The following is a 16,424-nucleotide window of genomic DNA, read 5'->3' as shown; positions in this document are numbered from 1 at the left end:
GTTACAGCGCCGCAACGTAACTGCCCCTGGCCGGGTGAGGGTGCCGGACCTGCCGAGGAGGCCCAAGCGGCCGGTACCGTCGGAGAGCAGGCGTGAACGGCGGTCGTCACCGCGAGGCCTGAGCGTCCAATAGTTTCCGGAGCTCAGCGGGTGTCGGAACTCGGCCCACCGAGACGACCCTCTCGTCAATGACGAGGCCGGGGCTGCTCATCACGCCGTAGCCGAGGATGACGGCATAGTCGTCGATCTTCTCGACGGTGGCGTCCAGGCCGAGTTCCTGCACAATCTGGGTGGTGACACGGTAAAGACTCACGCATTTGGTGCACCCCGCGCCGAGGATCTTGATGTTCATGGTCTGACGATTCCCTTTTTTTGGAGCGGCGGCATCGAGGCGGGGCGCGCTGAGCATCCCGCCTCGGTGGGGTTATTGGCTTGCGGCGGTGAGGAGGGTGCGCACCTCGGCGAGGTTCGGCACCCGGCCGGACACGACGACCTTCTCGTCAATGACGAGCGCGGGGGTGCTCATCACGCCGTAGCCGACGATCGCGGCATAGTCTTCGACCTTTTCGATGGTGGCGTCCAGGCCGAGCTCCGCGACGGCGACGGTGGCGGCCTTGGTGAGGTTGACGCAATTGGCACAGCCGGGACCGAGGATCTTGATGATCATGGGATGGTTCCTTTCAGAGGTGATGGTTAGGCCAGGATGGCGTTGAAGAGGTAGCCGACGGCGATGATGCCGAGGCCGGTGGTCGTGATGAAGATGGCGAGCAGCTGCGGCTTCAGCACCCGGCGGAGCAGGATCATCTCCGGCAGTGAGAGGGCGACGACGGCCATCATGAACGCGAGCAGGGTTCCCATCGGGAGGCCCTTGTCGTAGAGGGCGGCGACCAGCGGCATGATGCCGGCGGCGTTGGAATAGAGCGGGATGCCGATGAAGACCGCGATCAGCACGCCGAAGGGGTTGTCGGCGCCGGCGTAGGTGGTGAAGAAATCGGCCGGGGCCCAGCCGTGGATGAGGGCGCCGAGGCCGATGCCGACGAGCAGGTAGATCCAGATCTTCTGGATGATGGTTTTGACCTCTTCGACGCCCATCTGCATCCGCTGCCCGAAGGTGAGGCCGAGCGAGGGGTCGATGACCTGGCCTCCGAGTTTGACGTCGAAGACGAAGGGTTCCACCCACTTCTCGACGTGCAGGCGGCCCAGGATCCAGCCGGACACGATCGCGATCAGGAGGCCCGATACCATGTAGAGGGCGGTGATCTCCCAGCCGAACAGTGTCAACAGCAGGCCGATGGCGATCTCGTTGACCAGGGGGCTGGCGATCAGGAAGCTCATCGTGACGCCGATCGGCACGCCGGCGGCGACGAAGCCGATGAATGCGGGCACGGCGCTGCAGGAGCAGAACGGGGTGATCACGCCGAGGCCGGCGGCGAGGATGTTGCCGACTCCCTCGCGTTTGCCGCCGAGGAAGGCCCGGGTGCGCTCGACGCTCATGAAGGAGCGGAGCACGGTCGAGGCGAAGATGATGATGGCCAGGAGCAGCAGGATCTTGAGCGAGTCGTAGATGAAGAAGTGGATGGTCTCGGTGACCCGACTCTTCGGGTCGAGGCCGAATGCGTCGTAGAGAACGACGTCCCAGAACCATTCGTTGACCCAGTAGGCCAGAGCCCAGAGGCCCACCCCTGCAATCAGGATGGCGACCCGCCCACGGGTGGTGGTCGGTATCCGTTCCGCGATGCTCACAACTGCTCCTTGACCGGGAACGCCGAATTCTTCGACGTTCATCTAATTACAAGTATGTCCACCTCTTTGATATGTGTCAAGAAGGTGACAGACTGTTCCCATGCCCAAAACGCTTCCGCTCCTCGATGACGTCTCGCCGATCTGCTGCGGTCCGCTGGGGAACAGCGCCACCCTCGAAATTGACGATGCGATCGCCCTCGCCGTGCGCCTGAAGGCCCTGGCCGACCCAGTGCGCCTCCAGTTGCTGGCATACCTCCTGGCCCAGCCGAATCAAGAGGCCTGCACCTGCGACCTGGCCCCGGTCGTGAAACTGTCGGAGCCCACGGTCAGTCATCACCTCAAGAAGCTGCAGACCAGCGGGATCCTGACCAAGGAGCGTCACGGGATGAGCGTGCACTACCGCGTCATCCCCGAGGCCATTCACGCCATCGCCCGAACCCTCGACACCGGCGCCTGGGCGCGGTGAGCGTCGGAACGCCGTCTCACTGCTGGCGCAGGAGCTCAAGGAATTCGTCGGCCATCGCGAGCTGATCCTGCAGCTTTTGGCGCCGCTCTTCGGCTTGCCTGATGAAGGAATCCAGGTCTGATCGCACGGCGACAGTGTCGGCACCCTCGCTGGCGCCTTCCAGGGTGTCGATGGTCTTGCCACAGTGGCGGTCGTCGTGCTCACCCACAACCTCGCCATCGGCGTGGTCGTGGGTGTGCTCATGGCCATGGTCGCCTTCGCCCGCCGGGTCGCCCACCTCGTGGATGTGGAACGGACCGTCTCGACCGATGAGCCCGTGCCGACCGCGTACTACACCGTAACCGGGGCACTCTTCTTCGCCTCAAGCAACGACCTCACCACCCAGTTCGAGTACGCGGACGACCCGGACCGCGTGGTCCTCGACATGTCCGCCTCCCACATCTGGGACGCCTCCACCGTCGCCGCGCTCGACGCCATCACGAACAAGTACGAGCGCCACGGCAAACGCGCCGTCATCGTGGGCATGAACGAAGCCAGCACCGATATCCGCGCCCGCCTGGCCGGAAACCTCGGCGGCGGACACTAGCCGGCCCAACGCGGCGTCCCGGTTTTCCGGCTCATTCCGTCGACCCCGTGGCGCGGGCTTCCGGGGACTGCTCCGTTTCGGAACCGGCCGGGGCCAAGTACTCCAGGAACCAGTCTCGGGCCAGGGCGGCGGCCTCGCCGAGGGTGCCCCGCTCCTCGAAGAGGTGCGTGGCCCCGGGGACGACGGCCAGCTCGCTGGGGCAGCGCAGCAGGGCCCGGGCCTGGCGGTTGAGTTCCAGAACAAGCGTGTCCGCCCCGCCGACGATCAGCAGGGTGGGGGCCCGGACTCCGGCCAGCCGCGGCCCCGCGAGGTCCGGGCGTCCTCCCCGCGACACCACGGCGCTGACCTGGGTGCCCGTGCTCGTGCCTGTGCCTGTGCCTGTGCCGAGCGCGGCATCGGCCGCGGCCCACAGAGCGGCTCCGGCCCCGGTGCTGGCGCCGAAGTAGCCGACCCGGAGGGTGCGGGTGTCCGGCTGGGTGCCCAGCCACCGGGTGGCCGCGGCCAGCCGGTTCGCGAGCAGCCCGATGTCGAAGACCTTGGCCCGGTCGGGCTCCTCCTCCGGGGTGAGCAGGTCGAGCAGGAGCGTGCCCAGGCCGGCCCGGTTCAGCACCTCGGCGACGAACCGGTTGCGGGGGCTGTAGCGGCTGCTGCCGCTGCCGTGGGCGAACAGCACCACCCCGGTGGCTCCGGCCGGAAGGCGCAGGTGACCGCCCAGATGCACACCGTCGGCGGGGATCTCGACTTCCCGGTCGGGGTCGCCGGTGTCGGTGGTGATCCGGCGCATCCGTTCTGCGGCTGCGTCCAGCAGCACGGTCACTTCGGAATCGCTGGTCGGACTGAAATCGTAGTAGTGGTTGCCGACCGCGATCAGCTGCGCCGGCACGTAGAGACAGACGACCTCGTCGGCTCCCGGAAAGTGATGAATCGTGTCGGCGGGACCGACCGGTACGGCGAGGATGACCTTTTTCGCTCCGAGCTGCCGGGCGACCAGGCAGGCGACCCGGGCCGTGGACCCGGTGGCGATGCCGTCGTCGACGATGAGGGCGATCCGGCCGGTCAGGTCGACGCGCTGCCGGCCCTTGCGGAACCGGGCCACGCGATCGTGCAGCTGGGCGCGCTCCACGGCCTCGACGTCGGCCAGTTCCTCGTCCGTGACCCGGGTCAGATTGAGCACCGGCGTGTTGAGCACCCGCACGTCGTGCTCGCCGATCGCGCCCATGGCCAGTTCCGGCTGGTAGGGCACACCGAGTTTCCGCACGACGATCACGTCCAGCGGAGCGTCCAAGGTTTCGGCCACCTCGGCGGCCACGGGCACCCCGCCACGGGGAAGCCCCAGCACCACCACGTCCTGCCCGCGCAGGTACTCGAGTTGCTCGGCCAGCTGGCGCCCGGCATCCGCTCGATCTGTGAAAACGACCATCGTCGCACCTCCTCGATACGGCCATGGTCGCCCCGGGCGCGGACGGGCGCTAGGGCTGCACGGATTCCGGAGGGTAGAAGAATAACCCGAAGGCGCAACCCGAAAGAATCTGCGGCAGAGCACCGGGCAACAAAGAAAGGCCCCGACCGAAGTCGGGGCCTTTTCTGTCGTAACTGTGCTACTTGGTGGATCCGAGGGGATTCGAACCCCTGACCCCCTGCATGCCATGCAGGTGCGCTACCAGCTGCGCCACGGACCCAGATAGTGTTTCGGATCTCTCCGAAACAACTTGTCTAGTCTACGACACGTTTTGAGTGCCGTTGACCACTGTTACTCGGCGACCCGGGGGGCGGGGAGTTCGATGGGGATGACCGGGCAGTCTTTCCAGAGGCGTTCGAGGGAGTAGTAGACGCGTTCTTCCTCGTGGAAGATGTGCACGACGAGGTCGCCGAAGTCGACCAGGACCCAGCGGCCCTCGGCGCGTCCTTCGCGGCGCAGGGGCTTGAACCCGGCCTCGGTCATCTTGTCTTCGATCTCACCGGCGATAGCCACGACGTTGCGCTCGGAGCGCCCCGTGACGATCAGGAAGATGTCGGTGAGAGGAAGGGGGTTGGACACATCGATCGCGACGAGGTCCTCCCCCGCTTTCGAGTCTGCGGCGGCGGCGGCCACCTTGAGGAGCTCGAGAGCATGGGCAGAAGCGGTCATCGAATGAATCCCTGAGTTAGTGAATGTGAAATGGGTGGCATTAGAAAATTCGGAAGACGTAGCCGGCGACGAGCAGGGCCAGCACGCCGAAGGCGAGCACTCCAGCCGTGATGGTCAGCACGATAGGCAGCGTCAGTCCGGGTTTGCTCGGTGGGGCCATGACGCCGCGCGTGGACGCGTGCGTGCTGACGGCACGGCTGGCGCTCACCGGTGCGACGTCGTTGTGGTGTCCCACGTCGTCGAGCTGGTCGAGCAGCTGGTCCATGTCGGACGAGTCGTAGACGTTCGGGTGCTGTCCGGTGGAGCCAAGGCTGCGCGGCAGGTCGATCGAGCCGGTGACCATGATCTCGCCCGTGCTCGTGAACGGCCCGGACGCGTTGCCCTGGTGCGGGATGGACGGCAGGATCAGGGCGTTCGTGGTGGTCGGGATGCCGCCCGCACTGATACCGCGGGCCACTATCTGGTCGAACGGCTCGAGCTGGGTGACTCCGGGAAGCGAGTCGACGTCTTCGTCCCGGGCGAGCGACCAGTGGCCGACGGGCGGGTGAAGAACGCCGGGACGGGACTTGCCGGCCTTGCCGACCTTGCTCCCCGCTGCTTCGACCATGAATTCGACGCGCGGAGCCACCGGGGCCGGGGCCGCCGGAATGTTGACGATGTCGATGTCGAAAGCGCGCGGGTCGGACAGGCCGAGGGAGGCCGGGGCCGGGGCCACCGGCGGGAACTGCGCGGCGGGTGCGGTCTCGGCCGGCACGATATCGGTTTGCGCAGTCTCCGCGGCTGCGGACAGGGCGGCCTGCTGGGCGCGCAGCTCTCGCCGCGTCATCGTGTGTTCGGAGGTCGTGTCGACGGCAACAGCCTGTTCCCGCACGGGGGCGTCAGGCGTACGAGGCGCGAAGACGGAGGGTGCCGGCGCCAGAGGGGCGGGAGCGGCGACGGGAGACGGCTGTGGGGCCGCGGGCGCAGGCGCGGCGGGCGCGCCGACATCCGTGACGGCAGGTTGATTCCCGTGTGCCAACTCCCGCGCTTGCCGGCGCGTCAGTGGCTGTGGGTTGTTACCCGACGTCATGCCACACTCCGATACAGATGATGCTTTGAGATGTACTGGACGACCCCATCGGGGACCAGATACCAGACCGGGAATCCCCGATTCACACGCGCCCGGCAGTCCGTTGACGAAATCGCCAGAGCCGGAACCTCCAACAAGCTTACGTCCTGGTTGGGCAATCCCGAAATGTTGAGCTCATGTCCCGGACGACTCACAGCCACGAAGTGCGCGAGATCCCACAGCTCCTGCACGTCTTTCCAGCTGAGGATCTGCAGGATCGCGTCCGCGCCGGTGATGAAGAACAGCTCGGCGGTGGGCCGTTCGGCATGCAGGTCGCGCAGGGTGTCGATCGTGTAGGTGGGGCCGGTGCGGTCGATGTCGACCCGGCTTGTCGTGAAGCGGGGATTGGACGCCGTGGCGATGACCGTCATCAGGTAACGGTGTTCGCTCGCCGTCACATCCGCTTTCTGCCACGGCTGCCCGGTCGGAACGAAGATGACCTCGTCGAGGTCGAAGCTCTGCGCCACCTCACTGGCGGCAACGAGGTGCCCGTGGTGGATCGGGTCGAAAGTTCCGCCCATCACGCCGATGCGGGGGCGGCGGGGAGTCTCGATGGGAGCTGTATCGTCTAGTGGCCGCTGCGCGCGCCGCCGTGAGCGTCGGCGTAGGCCTTCGCCTTGGACTGGTGACGGTTCGCGACGTCACGGTACGACCAGACGACCGCGGCGAGGGCGGCGAACAGGACCAGGCCGATCAGGCCGTAGACGAAGGTCGGCATGGGCAGGGCGGCGTGTTCGACTTCGGCCAGCACGGCAGTTTCGGCCAGCACAGTGGTCAGGAACGACATGGGGATCTCCATTCAGGGGCACAGACGGCAAAACCTTGGGCCACGGCCACTATCTTAGCGGGGCCTAGCCGCGCACCTGCCCGGAGCCGCGCACGATCCACTTGGTGCTGGTCAGCTCGGGCAGTCCCATCGGGCCGCGGGCGTGCAGTTTCTGGGTGGAGATGCCGACCTCGGCACCGAACCCGAATTCTCCCCCGTCGGTGAACCGGGTGGACGCGTTCACCATGACTGCGGCGGAGTCCACCTCGGCGAGGAACCGTTCGGCGTTGACTAAGTCGTTTGTGATGATGGACTCGGTGTGCCCGGTCGAGTACCGGCGGATGTGACGGATCGCGTCGTCGAGGGAATCGACGACGGCCACGGCGACCTCCAGGGACATATACTCGGTGCCCCAGTCCTCGTCCGTGGCCGGCACCGCGGCCGGGAAGAGCGCGCGCACCCGGTCGTCGCCGTGGATCGTGACCCCGGACGCGGCCAGCTTCGCCAGCACCGCCGGCAGGAGCCGGTCGGCCGCGGCCTCGTGCACCAGCAGCGTCTCGAGGGCGTTGCAGACGCTGGGCCGCTGCACCTTGGAGTTGTGCACGATGTCCACGGCCATCTGCTCGATGGCGCTCTCGTCGAGGAAGATGTGCACGACGCCGGCGCCGGTTTCGATCACGGGGACCTTCGACTGGGTGACGACGGCCTGGATCAGCCCGGCACTCCCCCGCGGGATGAGCACGTCCACGTAGCCTCTCGCCTGCATCAGCTCGGTGGCGCCGCTGCGACCGAACGGGTCGATGGTCTGCACCGACGCGGCGGGGAGCCCGACGCCGTCGACCGCGGCCTGCAGCAGGCGAACGAGCACGCGGTTGGTGTTCTCCGCGGCCGAGCCGCCGCGGAGCACGACGGCGTTGCCGCTCTTCAGGGCGATCGCGGCGATGTCCACGGTGACGTTCGGCCGGGCCTCGTAGATGACGCCGACCACGCCGAAGGGCACGCGGACCTGGCTGATCTTCACCCCGTTGGGCAGGCTGCTGCCGCGCACCACGACGCCGACCGGGTCGGTGAGCAGGGCGATCTGCAGCACGGCGTCGGCGAGGGCATCGATCCGGGCAAGATCCAGGCTGAGCCGGTCCAGCATGCCCGTGCTGAGCCCGTTCGCCTCACCGGCGGCCAGGTCCAGCGCGTTGGCTTCGAGGATCTCGGCGACGCTGGTCCGGAGGGAGGCGGCGACGGCCTCGAGCGCCTGGTTTTTCCACCGCGTTGGCGTGGCCGCGAGCACGAGGGCTGCGTCCCGGGCGGCTTCGAGGGTGGGCGTGATCAGGACGGAGTCGGTCGCGGGCTGCATCATCCCGGTAGTTTACGCGACCGGGCGGGGCTGCACCCGAAGCGACGACTGACGGATGCTGCCGGTCAGCGCACCGGGCGCACGCCCGGCATCGGTTCGAACCAGGTTCCCACCCGATCGCCGCGGAGGGCCTCGGCGACCAGCCCGGTGGAGGTCACCAGGACCGCGGTTCCGGCGTCGGCCGCGATCCGGGCCGCGGACACCTTGGTGCTCGCACCACCGGTTCCCACCCCGGATCGGCTCTCGCTGAACTCCACGCCTACGAGCGGGTCGCCGGATGCGACGTGGTCGATGAGTTCAGCCCCCGGCAGGTGCGGGGCCCGGGTGTACAGGGCGTCGACGTCGCTGAGCAGCACGAGCAGGTCGGCGTTGATCAGCGTGGCCACGAGCGCCGCCAACCGGTCATTGTCGCCGAACCGGATCTCATGGGTGGCGACCGTGTCGTTCTCGTTCACGATCGGCAGGATGCGCAGGCCGAGCAGGCGGTCCATGGCCCGGTGAGCGTTGCCGCGGTGCGCCGGGTTGTCGAGGTCTCCGGCGGTCAGCAACACCTGTCCGGCGATGATGTCGTACCGGTCGAGGCTGTCCTGATAGCGGAAGACGAGCAGGTTCTGGCCGACGGATGCGGCCGCCTGCTGGGTGGCCAGGTCGGTGGGCCGCTCGTCCAGCTGCAGGTAGGGCATGCCGGTGGCGATGGCACCGGACGAGACCAGCACAATCTCCGCACCGCGGCCGTGGGCGCCGGCGAGGGCGTCGACGAGGGGGGTGATCTGGCCGATGTTCTCGCCGCTGATCGAGGAGGACCCGACCTTCACGACGATCCGGGCCGCTGACCCGATCTGGTCGCGGGTGATCACGCCCATGATGCGGTTCCCTCTCGCGCACTCACAGGAGCGCGCGCCCTGGCGCCTGGGGCATCGGTTCGAACCAGGTGCCGACCTCGGCCCCGTTGAGCGCGTCGCCGGCCAGGCCGGTCGCGGTCACGAGCACCGCGGTGCCGGCCGCGGCCGCCAGCCGGGCGGCCTTGACCTTCGTGCTGGCACCGCCGGTGCCGACGCCGGCGGCGCCGGAGGTCCCGAACTCCATTCCGGCCAGTTCCTGGTCGAATCCGATCAGGTCGATCCGTTCCGCGCCGGGCAGGTGCGGGGGCCTGGTGTAGAGCGAGTCGACGTCGCTGAGCAGCAGCAGCAGGTCGGCGCGGATCAGCACGGACAGCATGGCAGCGAGCCGGTCGTTGTCCCCGAACCGGAGTCCGTAGGTGGCGACGGTGTCGTTCTCGTTGACGATCGGCATGATCCGCAGGTCGAGCAGGCGATTCACCGCGCGGCGCGTGTTGCTGCGGTGCGGTTCGTTCAGCAGGTCGCCCTCGGTCAGCAGGACCTGGCCGGCGGCGATGCCGTGACGATCCAGGGTCTCCTGGTAGCGGGCCGTGAGCACGTTCTGCCCGACGGAGGCGGCCGCCTGCTGGGTGGCCAGGTCGGCCGGCCGCTCGTCGAGGTTGAGGTAGCTCAGACCGCTCGCGACAGCGCCGGACGAGACCAGGACCACCTCGACGCCACGGTCGTGCGTCTCGGCCAGTGCTTCAATCAGGGGTGCGATCTGGTCGGCGTTGTCGCCGCTGATCGACGAGGAGCCGACCTTCACCACGATGCGCCGTGCGGACGAGACCTGGGCACGTGCGCGCGAACTCATTCGGCGTCGCTCTCCTTTGCCTTGTTCCGCGGCACGGAACCGTCTCCGGTCAGGACGTCCCCGTTGAATTCCTCTTCCCCGGTCGACCACATGCCGGCTTCGCGTTCGCGGATGAGTTCGGCACGCGCGGCCGCCTTGGCGTCCATCCGGCCGAAGTATTCCTCGCGGCGCTCGTTGCTGGTGCGGCGCTTGGAGTCGTCCAGGCGGGTGTCGGTGCCGCGCGGGGCGGTGATCAGTTCGGCGGTCGAGGTGAGAGTGGGCTCCCAGTCGAAGACCACGCCGTTGCCCGGACCGATGATGACCGTCGAGCCCGCGATCGCGCCTGCCTTGAACAGTTCGTTCTCGATGCCCAGCTTCGCCAGCCGGTCGGCGAGGAAGCCGACGGCCTCGTCGTTCTTGAAGTCGGTCTGCTGCACCCAGCGCTCGGGCTTGGTTCCGATGATGCGGTAGATGTTGCCGAACGACCCACCCTCGACCTTGACGACGAAGCCGCTGTCGTCGACGGGCTTGGGACGGATGACGATGCGCGGCTTGACGGCCTGCGCCGCGGCGGCCTCGACCCGGCCGGCCTCGACCGTCTCGGCCAGGGCGTAGTTGAGCTGCTTGAGGCCCTCGTGGCTGACGGTGGAGATCTCGAAAACGCGGTAGCCGCGCGCCTCGAGGTCGGGCTTGACGAACTCGGCGAGTTCGCGGCCCTCGGGAACGTCGATCTTGTTCAGGGCGATCAGCTGGGGGCGTTCCAGCAGCGGCTTCTGGCCCTCGGGCACCGGGTAGGCGGCGAGTTCGCCGAGAATGACGTCGAGGTCGCTGAGCGGGTCACGATCGGGGTCGAGCGTGGCGCAGTCGAGGATGTGCAGCAGGGCCGTGCAGCGTTCCACGTGGCGCAGGAATTCGAGGCCGAGGCCCTTGCCCTCGCTGGCGCCCTCGATCAGGCCGGGCACGTCGGCGACGGTGTAGCGCACCTCGCCGGCGTCCACGACGCCGAGGTTGGGGTGCAGGGTCGTGAAGGGGTAGTCCGCGATCTTGGGGCGGGCGGCCGAGATGGCCGCGATCAGGCTGGACTTGCCGGCCGAGGGGTAGCCCACGAGTGCGACATCCGCCACGGTCTTCAGCTCGAGCTGGATGTCGCCTTCCCAGCCGTAGGTGCCGAGCAGGGCGAAGCCGGGGGCCTTGCGCTTGAGCGACGCCAGGGCCGCGTTGCCGAGCCCGCCCTGTCCGCCGGGCGCGACGACGATCCGGAAGCCCGGTTCGGTCATGTCGGCGAGCTCGTTGCCCTCGGCGTCTTTCACCACGGTGCCGAGAGGCACGGCGAGTTCCATCAGCTCACTGCCGAAACCGGCCCGGTGGTCGCCCATACCGGGGCCGCCGTTGGCGGAACTGCGGTGGGGGGACCGGTGGTAGCCCAGGAGGGTCGTCACATTGGGGTCCGCGACGAGAACGATGTCGCCGCCGCTCCCGCCGTTGCCGCCGTCGGGGCCGGCGAGAGGCTTGAACTTCTCACGCTTGACGGAGACACAACCGTTCCCTCCGTTGCCTGCTCGCAGGTGGAGAGTGACGTGGTCAACAAACGTGGCCATGGGGGTGCCCCTTTCAGGTGGCAAAAACTATGTGCACAAAAACGAAAACGATGGTGCCGTGAAACACGCAAAGGGCGAGCCGAAGCCCGCCCTCACGCTTACAAGTTGTGGATGCCTACGCGGCAGCCACCACGATGTTGACGACCTTGCGGCCACCCTTCGCGCCGAACTCAACCGAGCCGGGCTCGAGGGCGAAGAGCGTGTCGTCTCCACCACGGCCGACGTTGACGCCGGGGTGGAAGTGGGTGCCGCGCTGACGGACGATGATCTCGCCCGCGCTGACAACCTGACCACCGAAGCGCTTCACGCCGAGGCGCTGGGCGTTGGAATCGCGACCGTTGCGAGTGGAACTCGCACCTTTTTTGTGTGCCATCTGTTCTTCTCCTCAGGCCTAGGCGATGCCGGTAACCTGAACGCGAGTGAGCTCCTGACGGTGCCCCTGACGCTTCTTGTACCCGGTCTTGTTCTTGAACTTCTGGATGACGATCTTCGGACCACGGAGGTCGTTCAAGACCTCGGCCGTAACCGTGATCTTGGCCAGCGACTGTGAGTCAGAGGTGATCTTGTCGCCGTCGACGAGAAGCACGGCGGCCAGCTCGACGTTGCCGTCCTTATTGGCTTTGATTCGGTCCATCGTGACGATGGTTCCGACCTCGACCTTTTCCTGCCGCCCACCGGCGCGCACAACTGCGTAAACCAAGTTACGTACCTATCTCTGGGGAGCCGTGAGGCCCCATGATGGAAAGTTACTGCTTTGAACAGGCCAAGCCGGCCCACTCGCTTTCAGAAAACCTTGATGACCGCGTGAGCTAAGGCCCAACGCACACCAACAGTCGACTTTAGCTGATCATCCAGCCCCGGTCAAACCGAGACGGGATCGTAGAATCTGAACATGACGGTGTTGATAGACCAGCCTACGTGGCCCGCCCACAGTACGGTTTGGTCTCATCTGGTCAGCGACACTTCCCTGGCCGAATTGCACGCATTCGCGGCCGCCAACGGGATTCCCCGGCGCGGATTCGACCTGGACCACTACGACGTCCCCGCGCGCCTGTACGAGGCCCTGGTGGCCGCTGGGGCGCATCCGGTGAGCAATCGGGAGCTGGTCGTGCGGCTGCGGGCCAGCGGGCTGAGAGTGACCGGCAGGCAGCGCGCTCACCTGCCGCCCGCTCCCCCACGCGACGACAACGCCTGATCCCCTGCGCGAGGGCCTGAACCACGAAGACGGGCGACCGGCGGCGAGGCGGCGATCGGCCGCTCACGCCGCCGGTCGCCCGGCGATCATTCGATGCAGTTACTGCTTCTCGTCCGGGGACGACGTGACGATCGGCTGAAGGCCGGCGGTGGACCCGCCGGCCGTCGTGACCCGGCGGCTGCGCCCGCGCCCCTGGCCGGGCTGCTTGGGCTCGGGCAGTGAGTCGAGCACCGAGTCCAGCAGCTGCTCGGTGACCTGCTTGCTCACCGTGCGACGGCTGCGCGAGGACTTCTTGATCGGGATGTCGAGAATCGCGACCGACTCGGATGAATCTTCCGAGGCCGACGCCGACGCCGACGACTCGGTGGCCGCATCCGGTGCCACCGGGGCGGACTCGGCCGCCTGGACGGGCTCGGTCTGCGCGGGCTGAACGTGCTGCCTGGCCTGAGTCGACTGGCCCGACCCGGAGGATGCCCGCCGGCTGCGGCGTGCCGGCGCAGCGGTCGCTTCCGGGGCGGCCACCTCGTTGACGGCCGCCTCGATCGGGTTGACATCGCGGGGAGCCTGCTCGACCTCCTGCGCGGGTACGGCAGTCTCCTGCGCGGTTGCAGGCTTGGTTTCCGGCGTGGCTTCAACGGACGGCATGATCGGGATGGATCCGGTCAGCGAACGGGTGATCGTGCGTGCGGCAATCAGCGCGAGGGCGTGCTTGGCGTCCTCGGTGATCCCGTGGGTGCCGTGACCGGCCCTGGCGTCGGCCTGGGTGGCCGCGGCCGCACTGCCGGAGTTGTTGCTGCCGTCACCGGAGTTGCCGCCATTGTTGCCGCCGTTGCGGTGTCCGTTGCCGCCGTTGCCGGTGTTTCCGTTGTCGCCGCCGGAGTTGCCGCCCGACTTGCTGCGCGGGCGACGCTCCATCGCCGGCTGAGCGGTCTGGCGGTGCTTGAGCACGGGGTCGTGGTGGATGACGATTCCACGGCCGGCGCAGGCCTCACAGTTCTCACTGAAGGACTCGAGGAGTCCGAGGCCCAGCTTCTTGCGGGTCATCTGCACGAGTCCGAGCGACGTGACCTCGGCCACCTGGTGCTTGGTGCGGTCGCGGCTCAGGCATTCGAGCATGCGGCGCAGCACCAGGTCGCGGTTGGTTTCGAGCACCATGTCGATGAAGTCGACGACGATGATGCCGCCGATGTCCCGCAGACGCAGCTGGCGCACGATTTCCTCGGCGGCCTCGAGGTTGTTCTTGGTGACGGTCTCTTCGAGGTTTCCGCCCGAGCCGACGAACTTGCCGGTGTTCACGTCGACGACCGTCATGGCCTCGGTGCGGTCGATCACCAGGGATCCGCCGGAGGGCAGCCAGACCTTGCGGTCGAGCGCCTTCTCGATCTGCTCGGAGATGCGGTACTCGTCGAAGGCGTCCATCTCGCCCTCGAAACGTTCGACCCGCTCGACCAGGTCAGGGGCCACCTGGCCCAGGTAAGTCTCGATGGTGGCGCGTGCCTCGTCGCCGGAGATGACCATCTTCTGGAAGTCTTCGTTGAAGACATCCCGCACGATCTTGATCAGCAGGTCAGGCTCGCCGTGCAGCAGGGCCGGTGCCGAGGCGGATTCGACCAGCCTGGCGATGGACGCCCACTGGTCGGTGAGGCGGTTGACGTCCAGCGTGAGCTGCTCGTCGGTGGCCCCCTCGGCCGCGGTGCGCACGATGACGCCCACGTTCTCGGGCAGGACCTCCTTGAGGATCTTCTTCAGGCGGGCACGCTCGGTGTCGGGTAGCTTGCGGCTGATCCCGTTCATGGAGCCGTTGGGCACGTAGACGAGGTAGCGGCCCGGCAGGGAGACCTGGCTGGTGAGCCGAGCGCCCTTGTGGCCGATCGGGTCCTTGGTGACCTGCACCAGCACCTTGTCGCCGGGCTTCAGTGCGAGTTCGATCCGTCGGGCCTGGCTGCTGTTGCCGGAGGTCTCGGCGGCGGCCTCCCAATCGACCTCTCCGGCGTAGAGCACGGCGTTGCGGCCGCGTCCGATGTCGACGAAGGCGGCCTCCATGCTCGGGAGCACGTTCTGCACCCGGCCGAGGTACACGTTGCCGATCAGGGACGCATCCTGGTTCTTGGCCACGTAGTGCTCGACGAGGACGCTGTCCTCGAGCACGCCGATCTGGATCTTGTTGTGCTTGGCGCGCACGACCATGACGCGGTCGACGGACTCGCGGCGGGCGAGGAACTCGGCCTCCGTGATCACCGGGCGACGGCGACCGGCATCCCGCCCGTCACGCCGGCGCTGCTTCTTGGCCTCGAGCCTGGTGGAGCCCTTGATGCGCTGCGGTTCGGTGATCAGCTCGGGCTCGCGGGGGGCGCGCACCCGCACGACGGTGTTCGCGGGGTCGTCGGAGCCCGAACGGCTCTCGTCGCCGGTGCGGCGGCGGGCCCGACGGCGAACGGTCGACGACTCGTCGCCCTCGTCGTCGTGGGTCTGCCGGGTGTCCGAGCGGTCCGGCCGGGCGTCCTGCTGGTAGCTGTCACGGCTGTCGCGGCGAACGCCGGTGCGGGCCGGGAGCGGCACGATGACCGGAGCCTGGAAGACCAGGGAGGTCGAGGGCCGGCGGACCACGTCGGTTGTGGGGGTGGGCGGCAGCGTCAGATCCACGTCAGCGTCCTGTTCTGTGTCGGGGGTTCCGCCGAACGGTGCGGCGGATGCCGGCTCGGTCGCGGAATCAACGGGGAGGACCGGAGCCGGTGGCTCGGTCGGGGCGGGCTCGCGTGTCGCCGCGGCGACGACCGGAACCTCGTCCTGTGGGGTGTTGCTCGGGTCATCCGTCACGACCGGGGACACCGGTGTGGCAGCACGGCGCGCTGTGCGGCGACTGCCGAACAAACCCTTGCGTTTTTTGATGTTTTCGTTGTCTTCCACCATCACTGGTGCGCTCCTTGACCGGTGTGGGCGACCGCGCCACCCATCCGGCTACTCTCTCGTGGGAGGATTTTGCTTACGCGAAACCCTCGGGAATCCTCTTCGTTCGCAACCGGCTCTTGGCTCTGGCTGCTAATACCTTTGGTCGTGGGACCAATGAATCCGGGCTAGTGCGGCCCATTTATAAAAATGTGTGATTAAGCCTTCTCTGGCATCAACTTGAGCGCGGCTCAAGCGACATCTTCGATTATCGCATGCATTCTCAGGATCACGTGCGAGGCACATGACATAATCCGAAGGTGCCAGCAGCCGACCAGTCCAAGCGCCCCGTCGGGCTCGCAATCTTCCTCATCGTCGGTGGACTGATCGCCCTCACCGCGGCATTCCTGCTGACCATCGACAAATTCCGCATTCTCGAGGACCCGCAGGCGCAGCTGTCCTGCAACTTCAGCGTCCTGGTCGGCTGCAGCACGAATCTGGGGTCCTGGCAGGGTGCCATCTTCGGCTTTCCCAACCCGCTGATCGGGCTGATCGCCTGGACGGTCGTGATCACGATCGGCGTCGCGATCCTGGCCGGCGCCCGCTTCAAGCGCTGGTTCTGGATCGGTCTGAACATCGGTGTCACGGGCGCCCTCGCCCTGGTGATCTGGCTGATGGGCCAGAGCTTCTTCGTGCTCGACGTGCTCTGCCCCTGGTGCATGGTCACCTGGGTGGTCACGATCCCCACGTTCCTGGCCGTCACCCTGCACAATCTCACCGTCGGCAACCTGCCCGCGTCGCCGGGCGTTCGGCGTTTCGCGGCGGGCGCGTACTCGTGGATCGTGGTGATCACGATCGGCTGCTACCTCGTGGCGGCCGTCATCGCCCAACTGCAGATGGACTTCCTGCACCGCCTCTAAGCCCCG

19 protein-coding genes, 1 tRNA gene and 1 pseudogene are annotated in these 16,424 nt (G+C 67.4%); 4 read left to right on the top strand and 17 right to left on the bottom strand.

Annotated elements, in window-relative coordinates; genetic code table 11:
- Positions 1-106: 106 nt before the first annotated feature.
- The 3 genes from E3T37_RS07260 to E3T37_RS07250 all read right to left on the bottom strand — a co-directional run bounded on the left by E3T37_RS07260 (position 107) and on the right by E3T37_RS07250 (position 1,743).
- Complete coding sequence (locus E3T37_RS07260; protein WP_134366137.1) at positions 107-352, bottom strand: thioredoxin family protein; 246 nt, start codon at positions 350-352, stop codon at positions 107-109.
- A 72-nt stretch (positions 353-424) separates the two neighbouring features.
- Positions 425-667 (bottom strand): thioredoxin family protein, encoded by a 243-nt coding sequence (locus E3T37_RS07255; RefSeq protein ID WP_134366136.1) that lies wholly within the window; start codon positions 665-667, stop codon positions 425-427.
- A gap of 26 nt (positions 668-693) precedes the next feature.
- Complete coding sequence (locus E3T37_RS07250) at positions 694-1,743, bottom strand: permease (RefSeq protein WP_241976155.1); 1,050 nt, start codon at positions 1,741-1,743, stop codon at positions 694-696.
- Between the two features lie 100 nt (positions 1,744-1,843).
- Here E3T37_RS07250 and E3T37_RS07245 point away from each other — a divergent pair, with 100 nt between their 5' ends.
- Positions 1,844-2,209, top strand: a complete 366-nt coding sequence (locus tag E3T37_RS07245; RefSeq protein WP_134366134.1) for a metalloregulator ArsR/SmtB family transcription factor — start codon at positions 1,844-1,846, stop codon at positions 2,207-2,209.
- A gap of 16 nt (positions 2,210-2,225) precedes the next feature.
- Here E3T37_RS07245 and E3T37_RS07240 read toward each other — a convergent pair whose 3' ends face one another.
- Positions 2,226-2,417 (bottom strand): hypothetical protein, encoded by a 192-nt coding sequence (locus E3T37_RS07240; RefSeq protein WP_134366133.1) that lies wholly within the window; start codon positions 2,415-2,417, stop codon positions 2,226-2,228.
- Here E3T37_RS07240 and E3T37_RS07235 point away from each other — a divergent pair.
- Positions 2,391-2,795: pseudogene (locus E3T37_RS07235) on the top strand (STAS domain-containing protein); the annotation flags it as partial. The gene E3T37_RS07240 and the pseudogene E3T37_RS07235 sit on opposite strands and share 27 nt — an antisense overlap.
- Positions 2,796-2,826: 31 nt before the next feature.
- Here E3T37_RS07235 and E3T37_RS07230 read toward each other — a convergent pair.
- The 12 genes from E3T37_RS07230 to rplU all read right to left on the bottom strand — a co-directional run bounded on the left by E3T37_RS07230 (position 2,827) and on the right by rplU (position 12,117).
- Complete coding sequence (locus E3T37_RS07230; protein ID WP_134366132.1) at positions 2,827-4,215, bottom strand: phosphoribosyltransferase family protein; 1,389 nt, start codon at positions 4,213-4,215, stop codon at positions 2,827-2,829.
- A 183-nt stretch (positions 4,216-4,398) separates the two neighbouring features.
- A tRNA-Ala gene (locus E3T37_RS07225) sits at positions 4,399-4,474 on the bottom strand.
- 71 nt (positions 4,475-4,545) lie between these two features.
- Complete coding sequence (rsfS, locus tag E3T37_RS07220) at positions 4,546-4,923, bottom strand: ribosome silencing factor (RefSeq protein ID WP_134366131.1); 378 nt, start codon at positions 4,921-4,923, stop codon at positions 4,546-4,548.
- 40 nt (positions 4,924-4,963) lie between these two features.
- Positions 4,964-5,749, bottom strand: a complete 786-nt coding sequence (locus E3T37_RS07215) for a hypothetical protein (protein ID WP_134366130.1) — start codon at positions 5,747-5,749, stop codon at positions 4,964-4,966.
- 239 nt (positions 5,750-5,988) lie between these two features.
- The gene (nadD, locus tag E3T37_RS07210) at positions 5,989-6,585 is read right to left on the bottom strand and encodes a nicotinate-nucleotide adenylyltransferase (RefSeq protein WP_134366129.1); all 597 of its coding nucleotides are present in this window, start codon (positions 6,583-6,585) and stop codon (positions 5,989-5,991) included.
- A gap of 14 nt (positions 6,586-6,599) precedes the next feature.
- Positions 6,600-6,818 carry a hypothetical protein gene (locus E3T37_RS07205; RefSeq protein ID WP_134366128.1) on the bottom strand — a complete coding sequence of 73 codons (219 nt, stop codon included), beginning with the start codon at positions 6,816-6,818 and terminating at the stop codon, positions 6,600-6,602.
- A gap of 64 nt (positions 6,819-6,882) precedes the next feature.
- Positions 6,883-8,151: a glutamate-5-semialdehyde dehydrogenase gene (locus E3T37_RS07200; protein ID WP_370262498.1), complete on the bottom strand. Its 1,269-nt coding sequence runs from the start codon at positions 8,149-8,151 to the stop codon at positions 6,883-6,885.
- Between the two features lie 62 nt (positions 8,152-8,213).
- Positions 8,214-9,011: a glutamate 5-kinase gene (gene proB, locus E3T37_RS07195; RefSeq protein ID WP_134366127.1), complete on the bottom strand. Its 798-nt coding sequence runs from the start codon at positions 9,009-9,011 to the stop codon at positions 8,214-8,216.
- Positions 9,012-9,033: 22 nt separating this feature from the next.
- Positions 9,034-9,840, bottom strand: coding sequence for a glutamate 5-kinase (proB, locus tag E3T37_RS07190; RefSeq protein WP_134366126.1), 807 nt, complete (start codon positions 9,838-9,840; stop codon positions 9,034-9,036).
- A complete protein-coding gene (obgE, locus tag E3T37_RS07185; protein WP_134366125.1) occupies positions 9,837-11,417 on the bottom strand; it encodes a GTPase ObgE in 1,581 nt (526 codons plus the stop codon). Before obgE ends, proB (E3T37_RS07190) begins: the two co-directional genes overlap by 4 nt.
- A 115-nt stretch (positions 11,418-11,532) precedes the next feature.
- A complete protein-coding gene (gene rpmA / locus E3T37_RS07180; protein ID WP_104169636.1) occupies positions 11,533-11,790 on the bottom strand; it encodes a 50S ribosomal protein L27 in 258 nt (85 codons plus the stop codon).
- A gap of 18 nt (positions 11,791-11,808) precedes the next feature.
- On the bottom strand, positions 11,809-12,117 hold the full coding sequence (gene rplU, locus E3T37_RS07175) for a 50S ribosomal protein L21 (protein WP_134366124.1): 309 nt from the start codon (positions 12,115-12,117) through the stop codon (positions 11,809-11,811).
- Positions 12,118-12,309: 192 nt separating this feature from the next.
- Between rplU and E3T37_RS07170 the strand changes: the two genes are divergently transcribed.
- Positions 12,310-12,612 carry a DUF4031 domain-containing protein gene (locus E3T37_RS07170; protein ID WP_134366123.1) on the top strand — a complete coding sequence of 101 codons (303 nt, stop codon included), beginning with the start codon at positions 12,310-12,312 and terminating at the stop codon, positions 12,610-12,612.
- 99 nt (positions 12,613-12,711) lie between these two features.
- On the opposite strand, the gene E3T37_RS07165 is transcribed toward E3T37_RS07170, so the two are convergent.
- Positions 12,712-15,522, bottom strand: a complete 2,811-nt coding sequence (locus E3T37_RS07165; protein ID WP_134366122.1) for an Rne/Rng family ribonuclease — start codon at positions 15,520-15,522, stop codon at positions 12,712-12,714.
- Positions 15,523-15,818: 296 nt separating this feature from the next.
- Between E3T37_RS07165 and E3T37_RS07160 the strand changes: the two genes are divergently transcribed.
- Positions 15,819-16,418: a vitamin K epoxide reductase family protein gene (locus E3T37_RS07160; protein ID WP_134366121.1), complete on the top strand. Its 600-nt coding sequence runs from the start codon at positions 15,819-15,821 to the stop codon at positions 16,416-16,418.
- Positions 16,419-16,424 lie beyond the last annotated feature (6 nt).

The sequence above is a fragment of the Cryobacterium sp. TMT2-10 genome (assembly GCF_004403075.1).
Taxonomy (GTDB): domain Bacteria; phylum Actinomycetota; class Actinomycetes; order Actinomycetales; family Microbacteriaceae; genus Cryobacterium; species Cryobacterium shii.
The sequence above is the reverse complement of the archived record's forward strand: the minus strand, read 5'-3'. Positions and strand labels throughout refer to the sequence as shown.